The organism is Halodesulfovibrio spirochaetisodalis, assembly GCF_001672295.1.
GTDB classification, from domain to species: domain Bacteria; phylum Desulfobacterota; class Desulfovibrionia; order Desulfovibrionales; family Desulfovibrionaceae; genus Halodesulfovibrio; species Halodesulfovibrio spirochaetisodalis.
This window is the reverse complement of the sequence record NZ_JXMS01000052.1, coordinates 1-1,506: the sequence shown is the minus strand read 5'-3', so window position 1 is coordinate 1,506 and position 1,506 is coordinate 1. Positions and strand designations below refer to the sequence as shown.

The 1,506-nt window shown below is 46.3% G+C and carries 1 protein-coding gene; it reads left to right on the top strand.

Annotation, left to right across the window (positions count from 1 at the left end; genetic code table 11):
• A partial coding sequence (locus SP90_RS16345) for a calcium-binding protein (RefSeq protein ID WP_269449374.1) occupies window positions 1-1,506 on the top strand: 1,506 nt, incomplete at both ends.

The following is a 1,506-nucleotide window of genomic DNA, read 5'->3' as shown; positions in this document are numbered from 1 at the left end:
CCTTACTGAAGGCGCTGACACCATTGACATATCAGACTTTGTTATGCCGGCAACCGTCAAGGCATTAGGTGGTGATGATACCATCACAACAGGAAACGCCACCACTACTGTTTTTGGCGGGAAAGGAAATGATACCATTGCCACGGCTCACGGGCAGCTCATTGCCTTCGGTGAAGACGGCGATGACAATATTACCGGCAAATACTACAATGATCGTATTTATGGCGGTGCAGGCGAAGACATCATTGATGCAGGAGATGGAACCAACTACGTCTTTGGCGGAGCCGACAACGACACTATTACAACTGGAAGTGGACACGACACTGTATATGGTGGAGCTGGTGATGACATCATTTACGCTGGCAATGGCCAAAACACGATCTCTGGTGGACTTGGTAATGACACCATACATGGCGGCAATCATGATGATACATTTATTTTCAATCTCGGAGACGGACACGACACCATCTTTGACAACACTGAAGAAACAGCAGGAACTTCTTTTAGCCGAGATAAAATAAGATTTGGTAAAGGGATTACAAGCGAGGACATTGTCATCACCCAAGATGGCAATGATCAACTCATTACCTTTAAAAACAGCTCAACAGACTCTGTGCGAATAAAAAATGTCGCGAGTCAAAACTACCTACAATTCGAATATCACTCTTCCTCAAATACCATCACAGGGACAGCCAATAACGATACACTCACGTCAAGTGCAAGCGGCAATACCGTTACCGGTGGACGTGGCGACGACACCATCTATGGCGGCATTGGCAATGACACTTACGTGTTCAACATTGGTGATGGTCATGACACCATCTATGACAATCCCGACGGAAAATCTGGTTCATACAGTGACAAAATTACCTTTGGAGAAGGTATTACATTTGACCAGTTAACACTCACGGTTGATGCGCAGGACTGGCTTATTACATTTAAAAATAACCCTGCTGATTCTATTCGCGTTAAGAATGTCATGACACAGTATTACAGCCGAATTGAATCTCTGACATTCTCAGACGACACCACTATCTCAACTTCCAACATCAAATTTACCCTTAACAACCTCACCGAAGACATTGATATTGTAGACATGTCTGCCTTTGTTATGCCTGTAACTGTCAATGCACTTAGCGGTAATGATGTTATTACAGCAGGAACTGGTGCAACTACTATCTACGCCGGAACAGGTGACGATACCATTTCCTCTGCTGGCGGCCCACTTACTGCTTATGGTGAAGACGGCGACGACAAGATCACTGGCGGCGGCAATGCAGACTACATCTATGGTGGTGCCGGAAATGACACCATTGATGCTAGCTACGGTGATAACTACGTGTCTGGAGGAGCCGGCAACGACACCTTAACTACTAGTTCAGGGAAAGACACCATAGACGGAGGGTCTGGCGCTGACATTATCGACTCTGGGGCAGGAAATGACACTGTCACAGGCGGTGACGGCAATGACACTATCAGACTAGGTGCCGGCAATAACACCGTTAC